Raw genomic sequence first — 8,155 nt, 5'->3', positions numbered from 1 at the left:
CGGCCATTGGTTCGCCGGTGACAGTCTCCGCGGGTGTTGCGACGCTGTCGCATTCCTTCGATGCTGCTGGTGCACAAAGTGTTACCGCTGACTTCACCGCTGGTGCAGGGTTTGTCAGTTCCTCGGCGTCTGCTCAGACGGTGACGGTGTCCGATCCGGCTCCGGTCGATGTGGAGACCACGACGTCGCTCTCGGTTCCGGCGACGGCGATCACGGGTACTGCGGTTGATCTGACGGCAACGGTGGCTCCGAACAACGCTGTCGGTACGGTGCAGTTCAAGTCGAACGGCACGGCGATCGGTTCGCCGGTGACAGTCTCCGCGGGTGTTGCGACGCTGTCGCATTCCTTCGATGCTGCTGGTGCACAAAGTGTTACCGCTGACTTCACCGCTGGTGCAGGGTTTGTCAGTTCCTCGGCGTCCGCTCAGACGGTGACGGTGTCCGATCCGGCTCCGGTCGATGTCGAGACCACGACGTCGCTCTCGGTTCCGGCGACGGCGATCACGGGTACGGCGGTTGATCTGACGGCAACGGTTGCTCCGAACAACGCTGTCGGTACGGTGCAGTTCAAGTCGAACGGCACGGCCATTGGTTCGCCGGTGGCAGTCTCCGCGGGTGTTGCGACGCTGTCGCATTCCTTCGATGCTGCTGGTGCACAAAGTGTTACCGCTGACTTCACCGCTGGTGCAGGGTTTGTCAGTTCCTCGGCGTCCGCTCAGACGGTGACCGTTTCGGATCCGGCTCCGGTCGAAAAGGCGACGAAGACGGTTCTGAGCGTTCAGGGTGAAGCCAAGGTCGGACTGCCTGTTGATCTCTTCGCGACAGTGTCCGAAGATCCCTCGGACGCCCTGGTGCCGTCCGGCGGAACGGTTCAGTTCAAGATCGGTGGAGTCGATCAGGGTGCCCCGGTCGCGGTTGTTGACGGAGTTGCCAAGCTGCCGCACGTGTTCGGAGCAGAAGGCACCTTTGTAGTCTCGGCTGTATTCAGTGGCTCCGGCGTGTTCACGTCGTCCACCGCGGAATCCGTCGACGTCAATGTCACGGTTCCGACCCCGTCGGATGTCGAAAGCTCTACGTCGTTGACGGCTCCGTCTTCGGCAAAGGTCGGCACGTCGGTGCAGCTGAAGGCTGTGGTCAGTTCTTCCGGCGCGACGTCGGGAACCGTCCAGTTCTTCGATGGAACGACTCCGATCGGAACGGCCGTCGATGTTGTCGGTGGGCAGGCTGTGTTGAGCCACACCTTCACCACGACCGGCAACCATTCGATCACCGCGGTCTACAGCGGAGCCCAGGGCGTCACGGGTTCCACGTCGACTGCATCGGTTGTGAACGTCGGTAACGGGGGCGGTGACTTCGGTTCGCTCGGATCGTTGTCGCTGCCGTTCGGGTCCTGATTCTCCGATGATGTGATGCCCCTTGCACCCGTCGGGTGCAAGGGGCATCACTCTTCGCGAATCGATGATTGGTCGTTAGCAGAACTATCGGCAATTCGTGAATATTTGTCTGAAATAACTGATACAAGTACTACTTTCGACGGGTACTGTACGAGCGTCCAGCTCCATTCTGATTTCCGCTCTGTTCGAGTGACCTCCTTCCGTGCGGATCCCGATCCACGTCTGTTGCTAGCTGAGGAGAGTTCGTGTTGGTGAGAAGAAGTTCCGCGGTTGTGGTGGCGGCGTTGGTCGGTGGCGTGCTGGTGGCAGGTGGTGTTGCTTCGGCTGCTCCGACGTCATCTCCCGCGGTGGAGAACACGATCGGGTTCAAACTGGGTTGCGATGGTTACGAGCACCCTGGCTTGGGCAGCATCTCCGACGAATTCCACTCCACGGGCGTGACCATCTCGGCTCCGGAGAAGGTCGCGGCGGGGTCGACGTTCACCTACCGAGTCCAGCCAGGTGCGATGACTGTTCCCACGAGTGGTCATGCGGGGCGTTCGGCGATCAGGTGGACACGGATGAAGTACGACTTCGACATTCCTGCGGGGGTGTCGTTGGTCGATGCTCAGGTAGTGGCGGGTACGTCGTCGAATTTGTCGGGTGCGGCGCCCTCGGTAATTCGAATCAACGACGGTGGTTCGCCGGATGCTGCGGGCACTCACTTGCGTATTTCGGGGAACAATCAGACTGCTGACTCCAATGGCGGTGGTGGAAACGGTCCGAGTACAAGTAAGAACGATGATGGCGGAATCGGCGCGGAGGCTGGAAAGACTTTCCGGTTGCCGGCGATCGATGTGACGGTGATTGCGGGTGGTGCGGGTAGCACTGTGCAGCCGAAGTTAAGGGTGACGGATGGCAATTCGGGATCCTTTGATTCTCCGAAAAATGCCTTCACCTTCTTGCAGCGCGAGAAGGACGTCTTCACCGTCGCATACTGGGAGAGGTACAACTGCTCTCCGCATGACTCACGCAGCGCGGGATTGAATGCGGGTGGTCAGGCATTGGCCACCGTCAACGTCGTCTCGCAGGTGGCGACCACGACCGCAGTGACGTCCGGCGCGTCGGCAACGATCGGTCAATCGACGGATTTGATTGCGCAGGTCTCCCCGGCGCCGACAGGCGGCACCGTTCAGTTCAAGGATGGCGGGACTGACATCAGCGCCCCGGTGGCCGTCGTCAATGGCGTTGCCACACTGCCACATACATTCACCGCGGCGGGAGATCACTCCATCACCGCTGTGTACGACGGAGTTCTCGAGTTCTTGACCTCAACGTCACCGGCGCGCACAGTGAGCGTGGCTGCTGCCGATGTACAGACGACCACGGCGCTGACAGTTCCGAGCAGCGCCGTCGAGCAGACCTCGGTCGCGCTGACCGCAAACATCTCTCCGGCAGCTGACGGCGGAACGGTCCAGTTCAAGGACGGTGGCACAGACATCGGCGGACCGATCGCGGTGACTGCCGGCGGAGCGACCCTGGATCACACGTTCACTACGACGGGATCGCACTCGATCACTGCGGTCTACTCAGGCACTGCAGGTTTTGGTGGTTCGACCGCGCAAGCTCAGACCATCGAGATCTCGAGCTCAGCGCTGAGTACGACTACAACGCTTCAAGTTCCGGCTGCTGCGATCACGGGTACTGCGGTTGATCTGACGGCGACGGTTGCTCCTTCCAGCGCTGTCGGTACGGTGCAGTTCAAGTCGAACGGCACGGCGATCGGTTCCCCGGTCACGGTGTCCGGTGGGACTGCGACGCTCTCGCATTCGTTCGATGCTGCTGGCGCTCAGAGCATTACGGCTGACTTCACCGCTGGTGCAGGCTTCGTCAGCTCCTCGGCATCGGCCCAGACGGTGACGGTGTCCGATCCGGCTCCCATCGATGTGGAGACGACGACGTCGCTCTCGGTTCCGGCGACGGCGATCACGGGTGCGGCTGTTGATCTGACTGCGACGGTTGCTCCGAACAATGCGGTGGGCACTGTGCAGTTCAAGTCGAACGGCACAGCCATTGGTTCACCGGTGACAGTTTCCGGTGGAACCGCGACGCTGTCGCATTCGTTCGATGTTGTTGGTGCTCAGAGTGTTACGGCTGACTTCACCGCCGGTGCTGGCTTTGTGAGTTCGTCGGCGTCGGCTCAGACGGTGACCGTGTCCGATCCGGCTCCCATCGATGTCGAGACCACGACGTCGCTCTCGGTTCCCGCTACGGCAACTACGGGTGCGGCGGTTGATCTGACTGCGACGGTTGCTCCGAACAATGCTGTGGGCACGGTGCAGTTCAAGTCGAACGGCACGGCGATCGGTTCCCCGGTCACGGTGTCCGGTGGGACTGCGACGCTCTCGCATTCGTTCGATGCTGCTGGCGCGCAGAGCGTTACGGCGGACTTCACCGCTGGTGCAGGGTTTGTGAGTTCGTCGGCGTCGGCTCAGACGGTGACCGTTTCGGATCCGGCTCCGGTGGATGTCGAGACCACGACGTCGCTGTCGGTTCCGGCTACGGCAATCACGGGTACTGCGGTTGATCTGACGGCGACGGTTGCTCCGAACAATGTGGTGGGCACTGTGCAGTTCAAGTCGAACGGCACGGCCATTGGTTCACCGGTGACAGTTTCCGGTGGGGCCGCGACGCTCTCGCACATCTTCGATGCTGCTGGTGCTCAGAGCATTACCGCGGACTTCACCGCTGGTTCCGGATTCAAGAACTCGGTTGCGAGTGCGAAGTCAGTTCAGGTGAGTGTTGCCGACCAGGAATCCGTCGTCGAACTGAATATCCCCACCGACGCCAAAACTGGTGTGGCGACCGACTTGTGGGCAACAGTCCGAACGTCGTCGGATGACGCTGTCGGCGTCGGAACCGTGCAGTTCTACGACGGTGGCGTCGCGATCGGCGGTCCTGAAGCGGTTACGGCCGGCGCTGCTGGTCTGTCGCATACGTTTACCTCTGCGGGTGCGCACAGCATCACGGCGGTTTACTCGGGAGGAGCCGGTGTAGTCGGGTCCTCGGCCCAGGCGCGGACGGTGAATGTAACGGACCCTGCGCCTTCGGATGTCACCACGGAGACTGTGGTGACGGTGCCTGCCGATGGTGTGGTGAACAAGTCGGTGACCCTGTCGGCGACTGTCAGTTCGGTGCAGAACGGTGGAACGGTGCAGTTCATGGATGGGGACACCCCGGTCGGTGACGCTGTGCCAGTGGTCAACGGGATCGCGGCGCTGAACCACACCTTCACCACAACCGGCGCGCATTCGATTTTGGCAATCTACAGCGGCGCAGCCGGATTCACAGGCTCCACCTCGGCGGCCCACGCAATTCAGATCAAGGCTGCAACCGGCGGTGGCACGGGCAGCCTCGGTTCAGGCAGCGCTGGCTCGAGCGATTTCCTTCCCTTCGGTTCCTGACCGAAGCAGTTCAGGTCGCGGCCCCGAGGCAGTATCCCTCGGGGCCGATCGACAGGGTGAACTGCATCGACCGTGAGTTACCGGTTCCGTCGCTGACGGGCAGGGTGACACGGACGTAGTCGCCGCGAACCGGAGTGACTGTTGCAGCGTCGGCGTCGAAAGACTTGATACCGGCCAGCTGATTCGGATCGAGCTTGAGTGGCGGCTGGCCGGTGGCGCCGGTGCCGTCGGGATCCCACGGGCTGTTGCCGGGGCAGATCAGTGGATAGAACGTCTCGACGTCGCGGGTATTGACCGGCCGTCCCGTGGCGCGTGAGAGAAACCGGACGACGGCGTGGGAAGCGTCGGCCGCGGTGTAGAAGTTTGATTGCCCCGCAGGGAAGACGAACGGGCACGCATAGCCGGAAGCGATCTCCGAGCGCTTGGCGGCGACGGAGAGTCCGCCTCCACTCCAGGTGACCGCGTACTGGCCGTCGACGCCTGGTGCGGCGATGGCCGTCAAGATGGCGGGCACATCCGAGTATCGGTCGGCAATTGTTGTGGGCGGCATCGTCCAGCATGCGTTCGTGAGCGCGTCGACGTCCAAAGACACCAGGTCCGTTGCCCAGGCCGCCAAGGCCGGCGCAGCAGCCGGATTACCGGGCACGTCACCAACCGGAGGTGGCGCGACCGGCGTGGCGGGCGCAGTGGTGGTCGTGGGCGCGAGAGTGGTTGTCGTCGTGGTTTCCGTCGTAGGCGGAGACGGTTCGTCCGTCAGGATTCCTGTCCGTCCGTCGTCCTCACATGCGGTTATCGCCAACGTCATGGCGAGTGCGACTGCCCCCACTGCCGCTCGTCCTGCCGACTTCATTCGTTCTTACGCCCCTTTTGCGACATTCTGACCAACATCCACCCCATAACTGCTGCGGGTCAGATCACGGATTCCCGTCTACGCTAGCGAACTGTGGATCCCGTTTACAGAACAGTCATCGGCATCGCCCGTACCGTCTTCGCTTTCGAGGGCCTGAAGTTCTCCGTCAAGGGAGAGCAGAACATCCCGGCGTCCGGTGGCGCCGTGATCGCGATCAACCACACCGGATACATGGACTTCACGTATGCGGGACTGCCGGCGCGGACCCCCAAGCGCTACATCCGGTTCATGGCGAAGAAGGAGGTCTTCGACAACAAGATCTCCGGACCGATCATGCGGGCCCTCAAGCACATCCCGGTCGACCGCGGCGCGGGCGCCGACTCCTACAAGGCGGCCGTAGATTTCCTGAAGCGCGGCGAATTGGTGGGTGTGTACCCCGAAGCGACGATCAGTCGGAGCTTCGAGATCAAGGAATTCAAGTCCGGAGCCGCCCGGATGGCGATCGAGGCGGGCGTCCCGATCGTTCCCGTCGTCATCTGGGGCGCTCAGCGCGTGTGGACGAAGGGTTATCCGAAGCGGTTGGGCCGCACCAACACTCCCATCTCCATTGCCGTCGGCGAGCCGATTGCACCTTTCGAACCGGCGAGTGAGCTGACGGCGAAGCTACGGTCGACGATGCAGGAGTTGCTGCTCGATCTGCAGAAGGACTACGACCATCCCGCCGGCGAGTACTGGGTACCGGCCCGCCTCGGTGGCAGCGCGCCGACGCTCGAGCAGGCCGACAAGATGGATGCCGACGAGGCCGAGGCGAAAGCCAAAGCACGTGAGGCGCGGAAGTCCGAAGGCTGACCCATGTCCTTCGAACCCGTTTACACCGCCGTCGAGGTAGTCGCGCGTGGTCTGAGCGGTTTCCAGGGCGTGAAAGTCACCCGCACCGGGACGGAACACGTCCCGGTGTCCGGCGGTGCCGTCATCGCGATCAACCACACGAGTTACCTCGATTTCATACCGGCGGCCCTGGCGGTCGGCACCGCGAAACGCAAGCTCAGAGTGATGGCCAAGGCTGAGCTGGCGGACAACAAGGTCCTCGGCTTCCTCATGCGTGGATGCGGCGTCATCGAAGTGGACCGCTCCGCCGGAGCGCAGGCGTATCGAGCCGGAGTCGACGCCCTCGAGCGTGGCGAATTGGTGGGCGTCTACCCGGAAGCGACAATCAGCCGGAGCTTCGAGATCAAGGAAATGAAATCCGGAGCAGCTCGGATGGCCATCGACGCCGGCGTGCCGATAATTCCGCTGATCGTCTGGGGCGCCCAGCGGATCGTCACCAAAGGCGGACCGAAAAATCTGGGCCGCAATCATTTCCCGATCTCGGTGGAAGTGGGCGCACCGATCGATCCGGTCGAACCCGCCGAAGCGCTCAGCGAGATCCTGCGCATCGAGATGGATGCGATCCTGCGCCACGTTCAGGACGGGTTCGTGCACGAGCCCGGGGCGTACTGGGTGCCTCGCCGACTCGGCGGTGGCGCGCCGACGCCGGCGGAAGCCGCGGCCATGGACGCACAGGAACGCGCGAAGCGGGCGCGCTGAGCGAGACCGTCGTACCGGGCAGGCACAATGGCGGTGTGAGCCCAGACCGTCGTATCAGCCCTGACCGCCCAACCTTGGTTGCGACCGATGTCGACGGCACCCTCATCGATCACGACGAGTTGGTCAGTGCCCGCACCCGCGCCGCCGTGCATGCCGTCGTCGAATCCGGCACGCCGTTCCTGCTGGCAACCGGACGTCCTCCGCGTTGGATTTCGCCCGTCGTCGAAGGTTTGGGATACGCGCCACTCGCGGTCTGCGCCAACGGTGCTGTTGTCTACGACAGTTACGCCGACCGCGTCCTCAGCGCCGCGACCTTGTCGGTCGACGCACTCACCGAACTCTCCGAGCTGGCTCTGGTTGCACTTCCCGGGTCGGGATTGGCCGCGGAACGGGTGGGGGAGAGCGCACACGACGCCGCCACCCCACAGTTCGTCAGCTCACCAGATTACGAACACGCCTGGCTCAACCCGGACAACACCGAGATGTCCGAGGACGAAGTGCTTGCGGCGCCGGCCGTCAAACTCCTGATTCGCCGTCCAGGCATGACCAGCACGGCGATGTACGACACGCTCGCCCCGCACGTCGGTGCGCTCGCCGACATGACGTACTCCACCGAGAACGGACTGATCGAACTCTCGGCGCCGGGAATCACGAAAGCGTCCGGCCTGGTTGCCGCGGCCGAAAGGTTCGGCTTCGACCTGTCGGGTCTGGTTGCCTTCGGGGACATGCCCAACGACATCCCGATGCTGGGGATGGCACGCCTCGGCGTTGCCATGGGCAACGCTCACCCCGAAGCCAAAGCCGCAGCCGACGAGGTCACCGACACCAATTCGGCGCACGGGGTCGCAAAAGTCCTCGAGCGCTGGTGGTCGTAGAACCCA

The 8,155-nt window shown here is 62.9% G+C and carries 6 protein-coding genes; 5 read left to right on the top strand and 1 reads right to left on the bottom strand.

What is annotated here, in order from left to right; translation table 11 throughout:
* Both AC1DVN_RS16695 and AC1DVN_RS16690 read left to right on the top strand, forming a co-directional pair.
* The coding region (locus AC1DVN_RS16695) for an Ig-like domain-containing protein (RefSeq protein WP_477994055.1) at positions 1-1,394 on the top strand (1,394 nt) is incomplete at its 5' end.
* A gap of 251 nt (positions 1,395-1,645) precedes the next feature.
* Positions 1,646-4,837: a beta strand repeat-containing protein gene (locus tag AC1DVN_RS16690; RefSeq protein ID WP_477994054.1), complete on the top strand. Its 3,192-nt coding sequence runs from the start codon at positions 1,646-1,648 to the stop codon at positions 4,835-4,837.
* Positions 4,838-4,847: 10 nt separating this feature from the next.
* Here AC1DVN_RS16690 and AC1DVN_RS16685 read toward each other — a convergent pair whose 3' ends face one another.
* Positions 4,848-5,687 (bottom strand): hypothetical protein, encoded by an 840-nt coding sequence (locus AC1DVN_RS16685; RefSeq protein WP_060939538.1) that lies wholly within the window; start codon positions 5,685-5,687, stop codon positions 4,848-4,850.
* A 93-nt stretch (positions 5,688-5,780) separates the two neighbouring features.
* Here AC1DVN_RS16685 and AC1DVN_RS16680 point away from each other — a divergent pair, with 93 nt between their 5' ends.
* From AC1DVN_RS16680 to AC1DVN_RS16670, 3 genes are read left to right on the top strand one after another with little or no spacing between them, the layout of a single operon-like run.
* On the top strand, positions 5,781-6,536 hold the full coding sequence (locus AC1DVN_RS16680) for a lysophospholipid acyltransferase family protein (RefSeq protein ID WP_020905757.1): 756 nt from the start codon (positions 5,781-5,783) through the stop codon (positions 6,534-6,536).
* 3 nt (positions 6,537-6,539) lie between these two features.
* On the top strand, positions 6,540-7,274 hold the full coding sequence (locus AC1DVN_RS16675) for a lysophospholipid acyltransferase family protein (RefSeq protein WP_029254200.1): 735 nt from the start codon (positions 6,540-6,542) through the stop codon (positions 7,272-7,274).
* 53 nt (positions 7,275-7,327) lie between these two features.
* Positions 7,328-8,149, top strand: a complete 822-nt coding sequence (locus AC1DVN_RS16670) for a Cof-type HAD-IIB family hydrolase (protein ID WP_024488043.1) — start codon at positions 7,328-7,330, stop codon at positions 8,147-8,149.
* Positions 8,150-8,155: the final 6 nt, after the last annotated feature.

It is taken from the genome of Rhodococcus sp. P4_E4, from assembly GCF_056401575.1.
The sequence above is the reverse complement of the archived record's forward strand: the minus strand, read 5'-3'. Positions and strand labels throughout refer to the sequence as shown.

Excerpts from the sequence above, each read along its gene's own strand:
- AC1DVN_RS16685 (WP_060939538.1), bottom strand. The coding sequence starts at position 5,687 with ATGAAGTCGGCAGGACGAGCGGCAGTGGGGGCAGTCGCACTCGCCATG.
- AC1DVN_RS16675 (WP_029254200.1), top strand. The coding sequence starts at position 6,540 with ATGTCCTTCGAACCCGTTTACACCGCCGTCGAGGTAGTCGCGCGTGGT.